Here is a 17,171-nt window from a genome sequence, read left to right as displayed (position 1 = left end):
CTTTAAGATTTTAAAACAACGTTGTTTTCACCGAACATCGTGTTGAGTTCCTTGATCAAAGCTTCGTGAACAAGGCATTTTGCCCCATGCCGCTTTTTTGTATCCTCGAAATAGACGACAAGCTGGTCGTCACCGGGGAACATGATTAAAATAAGCTTCAGGCGCTCGTAGAGGGCGCTGTCTTCGCCCGGAACCCGGACATAGAGCTTTTGTTCAGCCGGGGGCGTCTCCCCAGCCATTGGGTCAAAGTCATTGAGCGGCCGGAGCGACTCCAGAACAAGCTGCGGCTCCTTCTCGTCGCGCGATGACAGCCGCCCCGTGACGTAAACGGGTGTGTTTTCCTTGACATAAACGCCAGACGCGTCCAAAACGCGCTGAAAGGCCAAAAGCTCCATACTGCCGGTGGCATCCTCCAGTGTGATGTACGCCATCAGGCTGTTGTTGCGCGTTGTTTTCGTTTTAACGGCGTCAATGACACCGGCGATTGTCACCGTCTGATCATCCTGAAAAACCGTGTTGCCGCCTTCCTTGGCAAAGTCGGCCAGAATCCGGCCGATAGCGACGGCGCCAAGATGCCGCACCGCCGATGCAAACTCGTCCATCGGATGGCCCGTTAAGTAAAGCCCCGTCACCTCATGCTCCATAGCCATCAGTTCGCCTTTTGAAAATTCCGGAACATCCGGCAGCGGAACAGACTGGCCCGGCGCTGTTTTATCGGTCTGCTCGGACAGGCCGAACAAGTCAAGCTGGCCTTCCAGATTGCGGCGCTTCGCGTCGGCCACCGCGTCAAGCACCAACTGGCAGACGGTCATCAACTGGCGGCGGTGGACACCGAAGCTGTCAAACCCGCCGCATTTGATAAGGCTTTCCAACGCGCGGCGGTTTAAGTCGCCGCCGTACATCCGCCGACAGAACTCCTCAAAATCGTGAAACGGCCCGTTTTCCGCCCGCTCGGCCATGAGGTCACGGATGAAGCCGCGGCCGATGTTCTTGACGGCCACAAGACCGTAGCGGATGTTGGCGCCGGAGACGGTGAACATATCATCGGACTCGTTAACGTCCGGCGGCAGAAGGCCGATGCCAAGCTCACGGCACTCAGCCGTATACTCGGCGACCTTTTCGGGGTAATCAAGCACCGAGCTTAAAAGCGCCGCCATGTATTCCCGTGGGTAATGGCATTTTAGATAGGCCGTTTGGTAGGAGATAACGGCATAGGCAACGGCGTGTGCCTTGTTAAAGGCGTAATTAGCAAAATCATAGATCTCGTCGTAGATGGCGGCGGCAACATCACGCGCCACGCCGTTTTTGACAGCACCGCTGATGTGGCGCTCGTCGTCGCCGTCGATAAACGTTTTGCGCTCGCGCTCAATCTCCGCCTGCTTTTTTTTGGACATGGCCCGGCGGATCATATCGGCCTGGCCGAGTGAATAGCCGCCGAGGCGGCGGAAGATCTCAATCACCTGCTCCTGATAAACAATGCAGCCATATGTGACCTTCAAAATCGGCTCTAAAAGCGGATGCTTATAGGTGATTTTGTCCGGATGTCTGTTGTTCTCCAGAAAGCGCGGGATGGAATCCATCGGCCCGGGTCGATAGAGGGCGATGATGGCAGTGATATCCTCAATGCTCTTTGGGGCAAGGCCGGTGCATACGCCCGTCATGCCGGTCGACTCCAACTGAAACACGCCCGACGTTTTCCCGGCTGCCAGCATGTCAAACGTCATCTTATCGTCGTCGGGAATTTCGTCGACGGAGAAAGCGGGTGTTGTTCTGCGGATATCATTTTCGGCATCGCGGATAACCGTTAGGTTCCGAAGGCCGAGAAAATCCATTTTGAGAAGGCCGAGCTCTTCCAGCGTCGTCATAACATACTGCGTGGCGATAGAATCGTCCTTTTTTGACAGCGCGAGCGGCACATAGTCACTGACGGGGTTTTTTGTAATCACAACGCCGGCGGCATGCGTGCCGGAGTCCTTCGGCATATCCTCCAGCGCCATGGCCGTGTCGACGACGCGGCGAATGCGCGTGTCGCCGTCATACATTTCCTTTAAGCGCTTTGAGGACACAAGCGCCTGCTCGAGTTTAATATTTAAGACACTAGGAATTTCGCGCGCCAGTTCGCTCTCCTCGGCAAACGTCAGCCCAAGCGCTTTGGCAACGCTCCGGACGGCGTTTTTCGCTTTGAGCGTATTAAAGGTGATAATCTGCGCAACGTGGTCTTCCCCATATTTTTGTTTGACATAGTCGATGACTTCACCGCGGCGTCGCTCACAGAAGTCAATGTCGATATCGGGCATTGAGACGCGCTCCGGATTTAAAAAGCGCTCGAAATAGAGCCCGTATTTAATGGGGTCAACCGTGGTGATATCAAGACAGTAGGACACAACGCTGCCCGCCGCTGAGCCGCGCCCCGGCCCGACGGGAATGCCTTGGCGCTTGGCAAACGCGATAAAGTCCGACACGATGAGAAAATAGTCCGTAAAGCCCATTTGGGCAATCATGTTCAGCTCGTAAAAAAGCTGTTTTTGAACGTCTTCCCTGCCTGGTCCGTATTTTTTGTCAAAACCGAGCAGACAGAGCTCTTTTAAATAGTCGGTGGCATGTTGATTCTCCGGCGGATGAAATTCCGGCAGGTGGTAGCGGCCGAATTCAAATCGGACGTCGCACATGTCGGCAATTTTTGCCGTATTGTCGGCGGCCTCCGGCCTGTCGGGGAACAAATCGCGCATTTCCGCCTCGTCTTTCAGGTAAAACGCGTCTGTTTCAAAGCGCATGCGGTCGCTGTCGGTCACTGTTTTCCCCGTCTGTATACACATGAGAACATCCTGCGCATCGGCGTTTCCCCGTGTGAGATAGTGCACGTCGTTTGTCACGACGAGGGGGATGCCCGTCTCATGGCTTATTTTGATGAGTCCGTCGTTGACGGCCTTTTGCTCGCGGATGCCGTGATCCTGCAGCTCCAGATAGAAGCTGTCCGGCCCGAATAAATCGCGCATTTCAAGCGCTTTAATTGTCGCGTCCTCAAAGCGGCCTTGCTGCAGCAGCCTGGGGATTTCACCGGCAAGGCATGCCGACAGGGCAATGAGGCCCTCGTGATGATCGCGCAGGAGCGCCAGATCAATGCGCGGCTTGATATAAAACCCCTCTGTAAACGCGCGGCTGACAAGCTGGCAGAGGTTTTTGTACCCCGTTTCGTTTTTGCACAGCAGCACAAGATGACTGCGCCCGGCATCCGAATGATGCTCGGTGTCAAACCGGGAGCGCGACGCAACATAAACCTCGCACCCAATGATTGGGCGGATTCCGGCTTTTAACGCCTCCTTGTAAAACTGGATGGCGCCGTACATCGCGCCGTGGTCGGTCACGGCGACGGCCGTCTGCCCGAGCTCTTTGGCGCGCGCGACAAGGTCTTTAATGCGGCAGGCGCCGTCTAGCAGGCTGTATTCGCTGTGCACATGCAGGTGTACAAAAGCCACGCACCGCACCGCCCTTTCAAATCGAGGTATATTATGTCTATTTTAAACCTTAACCGGTGTGAAATCAACCGTTGAAACCTTGCTGCAAATTTGACTGGATTTTTTCACTTGTGTAAGATAACATACTGTTATTGCAAATATTTTCTGTCATCTGACGGATAAAATCGAGGAGGCCATTGAATGAAAAGTCTTGTCGTCTGCTATTCGCTCGAAGGGCACACAGCGAGCGTTGCCGATATCATCATGAAGGAAACCGGCGGTGATATCTGTCTGCTTCTTCCCAAAAGTTCAACGGGTAAATCCGGGTTTTCTAAGTATTTTTTGGGCGGTATGCGCGCCTTGTTTCATCAAAAACCAAAGCTTTTAAATGACATGCCTCGCCTTACTGCTTACGACACCATTTATATCGGCACACCGATTTGGGCTTCGCGCCCCACACCGGCCGTCAATTCATTTTTAGCAGCCTGTGATCTCACGGCGAAAAAGGTCTTCTTTTTTACGACGAGCGGCGGCGGTGACGCCGGGCAATGCCTGACGCTGCTTAAAAGCCGCCTGAGGGGCGGCACCGTTTGCGGAACGCTCTCCTTAACACAAGAGGAAGCTGCCAACGCGGCTATTGCCGAAGGTCGTGTTAAGGCGTGGCTTTCACGCACCTGAATAATTGACAACTTAAGGGGGCGCGGCAATTGCCGCGCCCCGCACTTTTTGCTGCCGAACTGTCACGTTACATTGTTAGCGTGCCTTTGTCACTCTCCTGCAAAATCAGAATCCGCTCCTCCGCCCCCGTTATGGCGTTGATATAGACGATATAGCGGCTGCCGCTTTCGTTGACGCATTTGAATTCATGGCAAAATGCCTCATTCTTCCCGCTCGTCGGAATAATTGCCAGCTCATGCGTCTGAACGCTCAGATGCGGCGAGACTTTGGCCTTAGCCGCCGCTTCCGTCACCTTTACCGCTGGAATGTCACGCGTGTGGTGGTTCATTACATAACCCTGGCTTTCAAACCCGACGATACTGCCCTTGTCAAGCGCGACAGAGACCTTGATGAGGTCGGGGTAGCAGATAACGCCATGCGCTGTATAGGCGTAATTCACCGTCAACGTATTGCCGTCAATGCTATAATAGCTCTCCTTCATGTTTTTATAGCCCTTTTTCTCCAGATAGCGGGCGGCAATACCAACGGCATCCTTCGCCGGGATAATACTCTTTTTAACGATCCGTCCGTTAAACGCATCGAGGACGATGCCGCCTTTTTTAGTGACCTCCACGCTAAGCGTGCCCTTGTCCATATTTGTGTAAAACAGATAGACCGGCAGATTGCCTGCACGCTCGCCGTTTGGTTTTAATGCGCTGGCATCAATCCCCAGAAACGCGGCGGCCTTTTCCTGCGCTTTTTCGGGCGTCACGTCACTTTTGCCTTCGAGAAATTTCGGGGTGAGACCGGCGATGTGCGAGGAAAACGGTCCGTCATAGATGAGTGACGGCGTTTCCGGGAATTCTCCCTCGATGGCCGAAAGGCTTGTTTGAAACGCATCAGGGGCAGCATTCTCCCCCATCATTCCCGCCTCGGCAGTCAAATCGTTGATTTTCGATAGAGAGACATTACCGTTATTGATTTCACCCATCAGGTTGTTTAAATTGCCCGACAGGACGTTGGCTGTTTCCGAAAGACTGACGAGATTTCCATGCTCCTCTTCCGTCCCGGCTATGCCTGTTCCGGCTTTTTTCGCGAGCATAAACGCGTAGTCGCCGACCTTTGTCACAAAGCCTGCCATGTTCTGCAGCTGGCTGCTTGATTGCGGCAGCTCGCCGAGCGCCAGCAGCACCGACTGCGCCTTGCCGTACACTTCCGTACAAACGGCGGCCAGCATCGGCGGCGTCGTCGCGTACAGGCTTTTCTGCAGCGCCGCGTCGAGGTCGCCGACGCCGGACGCGAGTTCGGAAAACGCATGCTGATATGTGTTTTCCATTTGCAGTTTATATCCCTCGGCCGTCATATAATTATAGAGCGCAAGCCCGCCCAAGGCGGCAAAGCCTGCCAGCGTATAGCTGATTATTAAAATTTTCAGTTTTTGTCGTTTCATATACCGCTCCGTTTATCTCCCAAAATCGCCGTGCTAATTTCCGGCATTTTGTCATTTTGCGCAAAAAATACCCCTTTATGGCTTACTATCTGCCATAAAGGGGTGTTTATGTCATGCAAAAAATGGCGTTATGCGGCCGAGAGCGACAAGGTCTTGAGCAACTGCCCCAACAGAGCTCTTTCGGCATCCTGATGTTCAAGGCTTAAGCTTGTCACAACCGCGAGAACACCCGCGTCCGTGTTCACAAGCCAGGCCGTCACTTCAGTTGTCCCGTCGTCGGCTGTCACGGTTTGACCGGAAATCTCCGTGCCATCGATGTAATTATCCCCGGAATTGCTGAAATTTTTAAAATCAATGTAGGCATTGAGAAAACCCGGTGCAATTGACGCGGCATTGGCGTCTTGGATAAAATAGAGCTTCAAATAGGCGTTTTTGTCTGCCAACAAGCGGAAAATGTACCCGCCGTCGGCCGTTGTTACCTCGAACATCGCGTCGTCAACCGTCACCGTGCAGGAGATGGCGGGGTCTTTACTTGTGACGGTAAACGCTTTTCCCGCTGCTGTGACGGGCGGCTCTTCGCTCGGTGTTGTGTACCCCGTCACGGCGACGGACGGTGACGGCGTAGACGATTTGCCAAGCGGGTCGATGACGAATATTTCGAGCAGTACGCCCGCCGTGACAACGATGATGAGCAGAATAAGAAAAATAAGCCCCTTTTTGATGATCTTGATCACTGCGCTCCCCCCGATAATTTTTTTATTCCGGCTTCCAAGCGTAATAACGTCTCCTCGCGGCCTAAAATCGCGCATATTTCAACGGCGCCGCCCGGTGTGACGGCTTTGCCCGCGGCGGCGATGCGCACCGGCCATAAAAGCGTTGCGTTTTTGACCGCCAGCTGCTCGGCAAGGCTAATAAGAGCATCGTGAATCGCCTCCTGCGTCCACGCGCCGACAGCGCGCAGCACAGGCAGCGCAGCCTCGAGCATCTGAAGCGACACCGCCTCGTCCGTCTTTGATTTTTTATGAACGTACAGCGCCGTGTCATAATCCGGCAAATGCTCAAAAAAGTCAATTTTCTCCGGAATATCCGTCAGCTTTTCGCAGCGCGGCTGTAAAATCGCCGCGACGGACAAAACGTCAACCGCCGGATTTTGAATAACCAAACGGATCGTCGGCCCGGCGATGGCGGCAAACGCCTCCGGCGTGAGCGCGCGGATATAGGCACTGTTAAAATACGTCAACTTGTCGAGGTCAAAGATGGCGGGCGACTTGGATATACCCGAAACGTCAAAGACAGACACGAGCTCGTCGAGCGTGAAGAGCTCGCGCTCGCCGCCGGGGCTCCAGCCGAGGAGCGCCACATAGTTGACGATGGCTTCCGTGAGGTAGCCCTCTCGGATCAGGTCTTCAAAAGAGGGGTCACCGTGGCGCTTGGACATTTTATTCTGCGCGTCGCGCATCACAGGGCTGCAGTGAATATAGACAGGCACGTCCCACCCAAACGCCTCATAAAGCAGGTTATATTTCGGTGCAGAAGAGAGGTATTCACTTCCGCGGACGACGTGCGTGATGCCCATGAGGTGGTCGTCTACAACGTTTGCGAAGTTATACGTCGGCAGCCCGTCGGATTTAATAAGGACGTTATCGTCGAGACTGTCGTTCGGCACGGTAATGGCCCCGAAAACGGCGTCTTGAAACGTCGTTACCCCGTCACGCGGGATTTTCTGGCGGATGACATACGGCTCGCCCGCTTGAAGCTTTAAGTCGATTTCGGCGGCTGTCAGATTGGCACAGCGGCCGTCGTATTTTGAAAAGCCCTCGTCCGCCGACTCTTCCTTCCGGCAGAAGCAGCGGTAAGCCCCGCCCCGCTCGATGAGCAGCTCGGCGTATTTGGCGTAGAGCGCGCGCCGCTCTGTCTGAACGTATGGGCCGACCGGGCCACCGATGTCCGGCCCTTCGTCATGGGAAAGACCGCATTTTTTGAGCGTGTCATAGATGACGTCAACAGCGCCCGCGACGAAGCGCTCCTGATCGGTGTCCTCAATGCGGAGGATAAACGTCCCGCCCCGGGCGCGGGCGATGAGATACGTGTACAGCGCCGTTCGGAGGTTGCCGACGTGCATATAGCCGGTCGGGCTGGGCGCAAAGCGCGTGCGCACCGCATTTTTCGGAATTCGTGCTTCCATCTCGTCAAACCAAGTGTGATCTAGTGCCATCGTTATTCCCGCCGAAGCGGGACTCCTTTCCGGTGTTGGGTCTGCTGTGAAATCGGGCGTATATAGGCGATTGATAATCGCCCCTACAACAGGACAGTGGATTATGCACTGTCCTGTTGGCTTTATAACGGTTTATGGTGTATTGGGCCTATTCAATTCAATGGGGTCATAGGGGCGAAGCCCCTATACATCTGTTGGGCGGGGGGTGGGTTTAGTTAAAACGGGGCGTCGTCCGGCGGCGATGAATAGTCATCGCGGATGCCAAGCTCGGGGCCGGTCGGGGCCGTCCCCTGGATATATTGCATTTCACGCCACTGCTGGCGCGTGATGAGCAGCGGGCGCGGCTTCGAGCCTTCGAACGGGCCCACAATGTTCATCTGCTCCATCTGGTCCACGATGCGCGCCGCGCGCGAGTAGCCCAGCTTTAGCCGACGCTGCAGCATGGAGACGGACGCCTGCCCCGATTCAAAGATGACATCAACGGCCTGTGGCAATAGCTCGTCATAATCGACGCCACTCGCGGCGTCTCCGTCGCCCTTAGAATCGGACTTCTCCTCAGCCGCTTTGTCAATCTGGCGGATAACCTCTTCAGAGTAGTTCGGCTGGGCGCTTTTCTTTATGAATTCAACGACTTCCTCACGCTCGGCGTCCGACACCCACGTGCCCTGAATGCGCACGGGCTTGGCCGACCCGATCGGCGCGTATAGCATGTCGCCATTGCCGACGAGCTTGTCGGCATTGCCTCCGGCGTCAAGGATAATGCGAGACTCCAGAGCGCTTGAAACCTTCAGCGCGATGCGCGAGGGAATGTTAGCCTTCATGAGGCCAGTAATCACGTCGGCGCGCGGGCTTTGTGTGGCGATGACGAGATGAACGCCTGCCGCGCGCCCCATCTGCGCGACGCGGCAAATGGACTCTTCCACCTCTTTGGCAGCCGTCAGCATGAGGTCGGCCAGCTCGTCAATGACGACGATGACCTGCGGCAGCGCCGCGCCGTCTTCCGACTTCCGCATGATTTTGTTGTATCCGTCGAGGTCTCTGGCGTTTGCTTCCGAAAAAAGCTTATACCGCTTCATCATCTCGACAACGGCCCACTGCAGCGCGCCGGAAGCTTTCTTCACGTCGGTGACGACCGGGACTAAAAGATGCGGAATGCCGTTATAGACGCGGAATTCCACCATTTTTGGGTCTATCATGATGAATCGGACTTCATCGGGTGTCGATTTATAGAGAATACTTAATATCAGTGAGTTGAGGCAGACGGATTTTCCTGAGCCTGTCGTTCCGGCGACCAGCATGTGCGGCAAGCGCGCGATATCGCCGACGATGGCTTCGCCGCCGATGTTTTTGCCGATGGCAAAGGTGAGCTTTGACGGTGCGTTTTTAAACGTCGGCGAATCGATGATGTCCCGGAGAAAGACCTTGCTGACAAGCTTGTTCGGCACTTCGATGCCGACTGTTGAAATTTTGTTCGGCATGGCCGCGATGCGCACGCCGCTGGCTCCCAGCGATAGGGCGATATCGTCGGCAAGGCTTGTGAGCCTGTTAAGTTTGACACCGGCTTCGAGCTCGGCCTCATAGCGCGTCACCGTTGGCCCGCGCGTATAACCAGTGATGCGGACGTTAACGCCGAAGCTTTTGAAGGCGGCGACGAGGCGCTCCACATTGAGGCGCACTTCCTCCGACCCGTCAACGCGCCCGGCTGGTGACCCGGCCGCCAGAAGGTTCAGCGGTGGATAGTTATAGGAGCCGCTGCCTGCCTTTGCCGTGTCGCCAAACGGCTGCGCCGATTTCGCGGGCTCCATGCGCGCAGGCGGTGTTTGATCGGCTATGTCTGTTTTACTATCTGTCTTGGTCTCCATAAACGGGATGTCAAACGGCACATCTCCCGTTTGCGTGCGCTTTGCCAGCGGCTGATTGGCAGCTGCGAGACCGCCGAGCACCATGTCCGGCGGCTGAACGCCCGCGTTTTGGTCAAAGAGCGGCGCGTGCTTTTTTGAGCGGAAGACGGACGCCGTCCCGCGCGGCTTCGGGTCGTCGAGCGGAATATCGATCATACGGCGCTGCGCTCTCGATGTAACCGGCAGAATTGGCTGAGCTGTTTGTTCCGGCTCGTCTGCCGCGTCGTCATACGCGTCTTCCTTCAGACGGTTATAAAAGGCACGGAAGGCGTCTGCAATGTCTGAAACCGTTTTATTGAGCGCCACCATCAGAAAGAAGGCTGTCATACTGATGAAAATGACGGCCGAGCCAAACATGCTGAAAAGATATGTAAGAATGACCGACAACGAGCCGCCGACGGCCCCGCCGCTTTTCAGATCGTTACCGGCGTCCCACAGGCTATGTACCATGGCAAATGAGACCGGATAATATGTTTTATTCAAAAACAGATGCGCCAGCGCCCCGGTCGTCATAAGCAGCAGCAGCGCCGAAATGACACGGAAGCGGACGGGCTCCCCCCTGTGAAAAGCCAGAATAACGGCGCAGAGAAACAAAACAGGCGGCGCGGCAAGATATCCCCAGCCGAAAAGTCCCTTCAGCAGCATGCAGAAATAGCCAAGCAGGACGCCGCTGGCGCCGAAATATCCGATCAAAGCAAAAATGCCGAGCAACAGGAAGATGACGGCCGATATTTCGCGCACGTATGATTTCCCGCGGCTGACGGCCTCGGCCGCTTTTGGGCGGCCTGGCTTTTTCTTGGCCGGGCTTTTTCGTTTTGCTTTTGATTGTGCCATAAGCCACCTCAAAGCTAGAGTATGAAGGATAAAATCACCGTTAAAAAGCCCGCGCCCCAGAGGTAAAAGGAAAAATACTTAAGCCTGCGCTGCGCTGTTAAGATGCGAAGCGTTTGAATCGCGAGATAACCCGTCAAAACGGACAGAATAAACGCGACAAGATAGGTAAAGAAGGACGGCCACGTCATGCCGCCTTTGAAAATCGAAAAGAAAGAAATAAATGTTGCAATAATGAGCGACGGCAGCGAAAGCCAAACGGAAAAGCGGACGGCAAAATCCTTATCAAGCCCCTGCGCGAGAGAGAGCGAGAGCGATGTCCCAACCCGCGACAGACCCGGTATAGCGGCAAACGCCTGTGCCAAACCAATGATGAGCGCGTCTTTTGTATCCATCGTCTTTTCTGTCTTCTTGCCATATTGGATAAATCGATCCGACGCGAACAAAACGGCGCCCATGGCGAGCATCGCGCAGCCGACAAACGTCACATTTTGCATCAGAATATCGGCCCGCTGATTAATCGGCACGGAGAGAATGAGCGGCAGCGTGGCGATGACGATAAAGTATATCATGCGCAGCGGCGGTGTCAGCCGCCCCTCACCCACATGATTTGTCTCTGTTTTGCCGCGCAGAAAGTCCGCGCCCTCACGAAACATCGAAACAAGCTCGTCCCGCCAGACGAGAAAAATCGATACGAGCGTGCTTAAATTCATCAGAAAATTAAAAAACCCGATCCCTTCCGAGGGGACGTCCAGATGAAACAGATTATGAATGATGGCCTGATGGGCCGATGTGGAAACTGGCAAAAATGACGTGACACCCTGAATGAGCCCCAGTAAAATTGCCGTAAAAAACGACATGCTTATCCCTCCAACCGGGGCACCGAGCGCCCCTATACGGCAGGGCCTCTCTACACAGTCTTCCCCTCTTGCCCGCCGTACCGACTGATGCGCAAAACATCCGCAGACACCTTGCCAATCATCAGTTTTATATCACATCTTATCATAATGGACGGATAATTGCCAGTATTTTTATACGAAAAGCCTTCTGATTGCGCCATTTTACGGCATTTTCACCGCATCACGGGGCAATCTGCTGCGCCTTTAGCCCAAGCCACTTGCGCCGTCCTTTTCCTTTTTCTCCGCGGCAATTTGCGTGTGGAGCCAGCTGAGCGCGTCCGACAGGCCGCCGAGCTGGTCAATCAGGCCGCTCTGAACGGCCTCCTCACCGTAAATGACCGTTCCGACGTCGGCAGCAAGCTCGCCCGTTTTGAGCATCATATCAATAAACCGCTCACGCTTAATGCCGGAATTCGTCGTTACAAACTGGACGATGCGCTCTTGAATTTTGCCGAAGTAATTATACGTCTGCGGTACGCCGATGACAACGCCCGTCAGGCGGACGGGATGAATCGTCATCGCGGCTGACGGGGCAATAATAGAGCGCTTGGCCGCGACAGCCAGCGGAACGCCGATCGAATGGCCGCCGCCAAGGACAAGTGAAACAGTCGGCTTTTTCATGCTGGCTATCAGCTCGGCGATGCCGAGCCCCGCCTCAATATCACCGCCGACGGTGTTGAGCAAAATCAGAAGGCCTTCTATCTCCTCCGACTCCTCAATGGCCGCCAGCTGCGGCATGACGTGTTCATACTTTGTTGTTTTCGTATCCTGCGGGAGAATCTGGTGGCCTTCAATCTGCCCCACGATTGTCAGGCAGTGGATGACGCCCTTGTTGGTCCGCGTTGTCGTAGAGCCCATATCATTGATCTGCGCGCGCTGGTATTCACCGATGATCTGCGCTTCCTCACGCTTACTTTCATCATGGGTGTCCTTATTTGTCTCTTCCAAAAATAATCACCTCTGCGACAGTATTAGCCCGCAGAGGTGAAACAATGCATATGAACTTGGTCAGGCGTCAGACAACCCATGTTTCCTCGGCGGACTCCCATTCGCGCCGTTTCGAGCGGCTCATGAGATCCTTCATCGCCGTCATCGCCGATTTTCCTTCGTACAACACGCGATAAGCCTCCGTCGAAATCGGCATGTCGATGCCTGTTTTTTGGGACAGCTCATAGGCGGCCTTCGCGGCATAATAACCCTCTACAACGGCCCCGACTTCCTGCATGGCCTCCTGAATATCCATCCCTTTGCCGATCAAGACGCCCGCGCGCCTGTTGCGCGAGTGCTTGGAGGTGCATGTAACGATCAGGTCACCAAGGCCGGCAAGACCAGCCAGCGTTGATTTCCGGCCGCCAAGGGCAACACAGAGCTCCGCCATTTCAGCCAAGCCGCGCGTCATCAGCATGGCAATCGTATTGTCGCCGAAGCCGAGCCCGTCACTGATGCCTGCACCGAGCGCGATGACATTTTTAAGTGCCGCGCCGAGCTCAACGCCGATAACGTCTGTCGATGTATAAACGCGGAAGTAGTCGTTCATGAAAATATCCTGCACCGCCTCGGCTGTCGCGATATCCTCGGACGCGGCGACACAGGCCGTCGGAATCTGGCGGCCGACCTCTTCAGCGTGCGTCGGGCCGGACAGGGACACAAGGCGTGCGCCGTCGCCGAGCGCCTCACGCAGGATTGTTGAAAACAGGCGCGTCGTATCCTTTTCAATGCCCTTTGAGACACACACAACGATGCAATCCGGCTTGAGCCGGTCTTTCAGCAGCAGCGCCGTTTCCGCCACGGCAAACGACGGCGTTGCCATAACAGCAACGTCCAACCCGTCGGCCGCGTCGTCAAGCGACGTTGTGATGGCAATGCCTTCCGGAATTTTAACGCCGCGCAAAAGCGGGTTTTCACGCGTTTTGGTCAGCGTTTCGACTTCCTTTTCAAATTTGGACCATAGCGTGACGGCATGGCCGTTTTCATGCAGCACTTTTGCGATGGCCGTTCCCCATCCGCCGCTGCCGAATACAGAAATTTTCATATTCGATTCCTCTAAGCCTCTTTTTTTCTATGGAAACTGAATTTCGATTCCGTGCCCTTGAAAAGCCGCTTGATATTTTCCCGATGCCGATAAATCAGAAGGCCCGCGCTCAGCGAGGCTACGACGATCTCCCAGAAGCCGCCGTCCCCGAGCACGCCGACCATGACAGGATATGACAGGACACCAATAATAGAGCCCAGTGAAACATACCGCGTGACGAGTGTGAGAAGTATAAACACACCCCAGCAAATGAGCGCGATGCGCCAATCGATAAAGAAAACAACAGTGCCTACTGCCATAACGCCCTTTCCGCCCCGAAACCCGTAGAAGAGCGGAAAGCAGTGGCCGAGAATGACAAAGAATCCGGCCCAAGCACTGCCGAAGAAATTCAGCCCGAAGGCGGCGCCGTTGCCACTGGGAAAAACTGACGGATCGACAAAAAGACCAAACAGAATACCGCCGATAATCACAGGGCCAACCGTTTTCAGCACGTCAATCAAAACAACAAGCGCGGCACCGCCCTTGCCGAAGACGCGGAAAAAATTCGTCAGGCCGGGGTTGCCGCTGCCGAATTTGCGGATGTCTTTGCGGTAGAAATATTTTGATGTGATAATGGCGCCGTTGACGCCGCCGATAACGTATGCCTGCGCGGCCGTTATTAATAATAATAAAATAAGCACGTTCGTAATCCTCCGATGATGCGTGTCTGGCGATAGGCATAATTCGTCACTTCTCGTCGTCGCCCTTTTGACGAATAAACAGGCGGATGGGCGTTCCCTCCAGCCCAAAGACGCCCCGGATTTGGTTTTCCAGATAGCGCTGATAGGAGAAGTGAAAGAGCGCCGCGTCGTTACAGAAGCAGACAAAGGTCGGCGGTCGGACGCCCGTCTGCGTCATGTAATAGATTTTCAGGCGCTTACCCTTATCGGTCGGCGGCTGGACGCGGGCAGTGGCGTCCGCTAAGACGTTATTGAGCATCCCCGTTGTGATGCGCATTGACGCCTGATCGTTGACGAAATTGATAAGCTCAAAAAGCCGCTCGACGCGGCGGCCGCTTTTAGCCGAGATGAAAAGGATGGGCGCATACGTCATAAAGCCGAGGTCGCGCATAACCTCCTGGCGCATCCGATCCATGGTATTCGTTTCTTTTTCGACGAGGTCCCATTTGTTAACAAGGATGATGCTCGCTTTCCCGGCCTCGTGGGCAAGCCCCGCCACCTTCGTGTCCTGATCGGTGACGCCTTCGCGGGCATCGATCATAATGAGGCAAACATCGGCGCGTTCGACGGCCATTTCTGATCGGAGCACACTGTATTTCTCAATACTGTCGTTAATCTTTGAGCGGCGGCGGATACCTGCCGTGTCAATGAAAACATAGCGGCCGTCGGCGTTTTCAAACGGCGTGTCAACAGCGTCGCGCGTTGTCCCGGCGATATCACTGACGATGACTCTGTTTTCACCGAGAATGTGGTTGATGAGAGACGACTTGCCGACGTTCGGCTTGCCGATGACGGCAACCTTGATCACGTCGTCCTCTTCCTCCGAGCCGGATGGCGTTGGAAAATGGCGGACACAAGCGTCGAGCACGTCTCCCGTGCCGTGGCCGTGTGTGGCCGACAGGGCGATCGGGTCGCCAAGGCCGAGCGCGTAAAATTCATAAATAGCGGGGTCTGACGGCCCGATAGAATCCATTTTGTTGACCGCCAGAACGACCGGCTTATGTGAGCGGAGCAGCAGCGCGGCGATCTCCTCGTCGGCGGCTGTGACACCCGTCGTGATATCTGTCACAAATAAAATAACGTCGGCCATGTCGATGGCTAACAGCGCCTGTTCGCGCATGAAAAGCAAAATTTCGGAATCGGCCGTCGGTTCGATACCGCCCGTATCAACGATGGAAAAAGCGTGGCCGCTCCAGTCGGACGTGGCGTACAGCCTGTCACGCGTGACGCCGGGCGTGTCTTCCACGATTGACAACCGTCTGCCCGCTATTCTGTTAAAAAGCATGGACTTGCCGACATTCGGCCGACCCACGATGGCAATCAGCGGTTTCGCCACGGTGTTGACACCTCTTTCACTTTTTACCGGCGCACCGGATCATTCCCCGCAGATTGCCCGGATAAAATCCGCGCCATCCTGCGCAACAAATCGGACGGATACACCAAGAACTTTTGAAACGTCTTCCACCGTCACGTCGTCCAGAAAGACGGCCTCGCCGTGCCGGAGCATGCTTTGCGACAGAAGAAGCCTCTTGCCAAGGTCCTGCCCGCGCAACTGACGAATCAAGTCACCGCCCGTAATAAGCCCCGCAACGTCGATGGACGGCCCGAAGAAGTCGTTATCGACAGGTATTATTTTGCCTTTTATCTTAGCATATTTTTCACGTGCTGTGTTTAAAATTTTTTCTAAATAAGAAAAAGCCGCGTGCCCTGTGGCAATTGTAAATGCCTCCCCTGACGGATTTGACGCATTTTTCAGGGCTGATTGCGCCTGTGTTTGGAATAGCCGGAGCATCCCAACGCCATTTTCAAGCTGCGGATAGCCTTCATAAAACGACTCCGGCGGTATGGCGCAGTCGGCCTTTAAATAAAGTTCATCGGCCGGGTAAAAAAGACGCGTGCCAAGCTTGTGGCGGCAGCGATTGGCATATTTTTCGACCTGAGCAAGCGTCTCTCCGGCGCTCTGCCGGTCAAACGGGCGCAGCGGGTACAGCCCGTCTCGAAATTTCGTCAGCCCGACCGGGACGACAGAAACGCTTGCAACATGCGGATACAGCGCGGCGAGATCCGCCATCGTGCGCTCTAGGTGCGTGCCATCATTCAAGCCGGGGCAAACGACAATCTGGCAGTTCATCGTGATCCCGCTTGCGGCAAACGCGCGCATCGTCTCAAGGCCGCGCCCGGCATTTTTCACGCCAAGCAGGAGACTGCGGCATGCCGGGTCCGTCGCGTGGACGGAAATATTGAGCGGGGACAGGCGCATGGCGATAAACCGATCGACATCTGCCTGCGTGAGGTTTGATAGCGTCACATAATTGCCCATCAAAAAAGACAGGCGAATATCGTCGTCTTTAAAATACAGGGAATCCCGCAGCCCCTTGGGAAGCTGGTCGACAAAGCAGAAGACGCACCGGTTGACGCAGGCGCGCGCCGTGTCCATTAAAAAATCGTCAAACAAGAGCCCGAGCGGCTCCCCCGGCGCTTTATGCACGCGGATGAGCTTTATCGCGCCGTCCCGGCCGCGCGCCTCCAGCAGAAGGCGCGCATCATAAGAATAATACTGATAATCGAGCACATCACGGATTTTGTGCCCATTGAGGCGCACGAGCGTATCGCCCACCGTTAGGCGTCTCCCTGCCAAGGGGCTATTATCCGTCATGCCTGTAATAACGGAACCCATGAACGCTCCATAACACCGCCAAAACGGTGCGCCGCCGCTTTCGGCTGGCGGCCCGCCGTGATTAAGTACAAAAAAATACTGCGTCAAAATTGGCCGGTGACGAAAAATGCGGCGGGGTTTTCCCCCGCCGGACACTTTTTATTCAGCGCTGACTTTGATCACTTCACGACCGTTGTATGTGCCGCAGGCCTTGCAGACCCGATGCATCAGACGAAGCTCGCCGCATTTGGAACACTTGACAAGACCGGGAACATCCAGCTTCCAGTGGGAGGAACGCCTCTTGTCTCTTCTCGCGCTCGATGTTTTTCTCTTTGGAACCGCCATGGTGACACCTC

General features: G+C 55.0%; 13 protein-coding genes. 1 reads left to right on the top strand and 12 read right to left on the bottom strand.

Annotated elements, in window-relative coordinates:
* Positions 1 to 2 precede the first annotated feature (2 nt).
* Positions 3 to 3,476, bottom strand: coding sequence for a DNA polymerase III subunit alpha (locus IZU99_04750; protein ID UOO38560.1), 3,474 nt, complete (start codon positions 3,474 to 3,476; stop codon positions 3 to 5).
* 180 nt (positions 3,477 to 3,656) lie between these two features.
* Here IZU99_04750 and IZU99_04745 point away from each other — a divergent pair, with 180 nt between their 5' ends.
* Positions 3,657 to 4,133 (top strand): flavodoxin, encoded by a 477-nt coding sequence (locus IZU99_04745; protein UOO38559.1) that lies wholly within the window; start codon positions 3,657 to 3,659, stop codon positions 4,131 to 4,133.
* A 67-nt stretch (positions 4,134 to 4,200) separates the two neighbouring features.
* Here IZU99_04745 and ypeB read toward each other — a convergent pair whose 3' ends face one another.
* From ypeB to rpmF, 11 genes are all read right to left on the bottom strand, one after another.
* On the bottom strand, positions 4,201 to 5,562 hold the full coding sequence (gene ypeB / locus IZU99_04740; GenBank protein UOO38558.1) for a germination protein YpeB: 1,362 nt from the start codon (positions 5,560 to 5,562) through the stop codon (positions 4,201 to 4,203).
* Between the two features lie 128 nt (positions 5,563 to 5,690).
* On the bottom strand, positions 5,691 to 6,296 hold the full coding sequence (locus tag IZU99_04735; protein ID UOO38557.1) for a hypothetical protein: 606 nt from the start codon (positions 6,294 to 6,296) through the stop codon (positions 5,691 to 5,693).
* Positions 6,293 to 7,777: a glutamate--tRNA ligase gene (locus IZU99_04730; GenBank protein ID UOO38556.1), complete on the bottom strand. Its 1,485-nt coding sequence runs from the start codon at positions 7,775 to 7,777 to the stop codon at positions 6,293 to 6,295. The genes IZU99_04735 and IZU99_04730 overlap by 4 nt, the downstream gene beginning before the upstream one ends.
* Positions 7,778 to 7,992: 215 nt before the next feature.
* Entirely contained in the window at positions 7,993 to 10,323 is a 2,331-nt protein-coding gene (locus tag IZU99_04725) for a DNA translocase FtsK (GenBank protein ID UOO38747.1), read from the bottom strand.
* Between the two features lie 203 nt (positions 10,324 to 10,526).
* Entirely contained in the window at positions 10,527 to 11,369 is an 843-nt protein-coding gene (locus IZU99_04720) for an undecaprenyl-diphosphate phosphatase (protein UOO38555.1), read from the bottom strand.
* Positions 11,370 to 11,612: 243 nt separating this feature from the next.
* Positions 11,613 to 12,266 carry an ATP-dependent Clp protease proteolytic subunit gene (locus IZU99_04715; protein UOO38746.1) on the bottom strand — a complete coding sequence of 218 codons (654 nt, stop codon included), beginning with the start codon at positions 12,264 to 12,266 and terminating at the stop codon, positions 11,613 to 11,615.
* A 157-nt stretch (positions 12,267 to 12,423) separates the two neighbouring features.
* Entirely contained in the window at positions 12,424 to 13,440 is a 1,017-nt protein-coding gene (locus tag IZU99_04710; protein UOO38554.1) for an NAD(P)-dependent glycerol-3-phosphate dehydrogenase, read from the bottom strand.
* An 11-nt stretch (positions 13,441 to 13,451) separates the two neighbouring features.
* Entirely contained in the window at positions 13,452 to 14,129 is a 678-nt protein-coding gene (gene plsY, locus IZU99_04705) for a glycerol-3-phosphate 1-O-acyltransferase PlsY (GenBank protein UOO38745.1), read from the bottom strand.
* Between the two features lie 37 nt (positions 14,130 to 14,166).
* Positions 14,167 to 15,495 (bottom strand): ribosome biogenesis GTPase Der, encoded by a 1,329-nt coding sequence (gene der, locus IZU99_04700; protein ID UOO38553.1) that lies wholly within the window; start codon positions 15,493 to 15,495, stop codon positions 14,167 to 14,169.
* 39 nt (positions 15,496 to 15,534) lie between these two features.
* Entirely contained in the window at positions 15,535 to 16,836 is a 1,302-nt protein-coding gene (locus IZU99_04695) for a DUF512 domain-containing protein (GenBank protein UOO38552.1), read from the bottom strand.
* 138 nt (positions 16,837 to 16,974) lie between these two features.
* A complete protein-coding gene (gene rpmF / locus IZU99_04690) occupies positions 16,975 to 17,160 on the bottom strand; it encodes a 50S ribosomal protein L32 (protein UOO38551.1) in 186 nt (61 codons plus the stop codon).
* Positions 17,161 to 17,171: the final 11 nt, after the last annotated feature.

The sequence above is a fragment of the Oscillospiraceae bacterium CM genome (assembly GCA_022870705.1).
GTDB lineage: Bacteria > Bacillota > Clostridia > Oscillospirales > Oscillospiraceae > Sporobacter.
Note: the sequence above shows the minus strand (reverse complement) of the source record. Positions and strands in the feature narration are given on the sequence as shown.

Coding starts and splice junctions, on each gene's coding strand:
- IZU99_04745 (UOO38559.1), top strand. CDS start 3,657: ATGAAAAGTCTTGTCGTCTGCTATTCGCTCGAAGGGCACACAGCGAGC.
- ypeB (UOO38558.1), bottom strand. CDS start 5,562: ATGAAACGACAAAAACTGAAAATTTTAATAATCAGCTATACGCTGGCA.
- IZU99_04730 (UOO38556.1), bottom strand. CDS start 7,777: ATGGCACTAGATCACACTTGGTTTGACGAGATGGAAGCACGAATTCCG.
- IZU99_04725 (UOO38747.1), bottom strand. CDS start 10,323: ATGCTGCTGAAGGGACTTTTCGGCTGGGGATATCTTGCCGCGCCGCCT.
- IZU99_04720 (UOO38555.1), bottom strand. CDS start 11,369: ATGTCGTTTTTTACGGCAATTTTACTGGGGCTCATTCAGGGTGTCACG.
- IZU99_04715 (UOO38746.1), bottom strand. CDS start 12,266: ATGGGCTCTACGACAACGCGGACCAACAAGGGCGTCATCCACTGCCTG.
- IZU99_04710 (UOO38554.1), bottom strand. CDS start 13,440: ATGAAAATTTCTGTATTCGGCAGCGGCGGATGGGGAACGGCCATCGCA.
- IZU99_04695 (UOO38552.1), bottom strand. CDS start 16,836: ATGGGTTCCGTTATTACAGGCATGACGGATAATAGCCCCTTGGCAGGG.
- rpmF (UOO38551.1), bottom strand. CDS start 17,160: ATGGCGGTTCCAAAGAGAAAAACATCGAGCGCGAGAAGAGACAAGAGG.